This window comes from Pseudoalteromonas rubra (assembly GCF_005887095.1).
Taxonomy (GTDB): domain Bacteria; phylum Pseudomonadota; class Gammaproteobacteria; order Enterobacterales; family Alteromonadaceae; genus Pseudoalteromonas; species Pseudoalteromonas rubra_E.
This window is the reverse complement of record NZ_PNCI01000167.1, coordinates 1-336: the sequence shown is the minus strand read 5'-3', so window position 1 is coordinate 336 and position 336 is coordinate 1. Positions and strand designations below refer to the sequence as shown.

At 41.7% G+C, this 336-nt stretch carries 1 protein-coding gene; it reads left to right on the top strand.

What is annotated here, in order from left to right; translation table 11 throughout:
• On the top strand, window positions 1-336 hold a 336-nt coding region (locus CWB99_RS23745), incomplete at both ends, for a geranylgeranylglyceryl/heptaprenylglyceryl phosphate synthase (RefSeq protein ID WP_212748547.1).

Genomic DNA, 336 nt, shown 5'->3' with positions numbered 1-336 from the left:
TGTATTTATCGCTTATTTCAGGCAGGAACCCTGAATTATTAATAGGTCAACATGTAATAAGTGCACCTTTTGTAAAAAAAAGCGGATTGGAAATTATGCCAACAGGGTATATGGTGATAGATGGGGGCGCACCAACAACTGTAAGTTATATTTCCAATGCTACCCCTATTCCCGCTGATAAAAATGAGATAGCCATGTGTACCGCTATGGCCGGTGAAATGTTAGGAATGAAACTCATTTATATGGATGCGGGTAGCGGTGCCAAACGCACTATTACTGAGCATATGATTGAGCGTGTTGCTCACTCGATTGATATTCCCTTGATTGTTGGTGGGG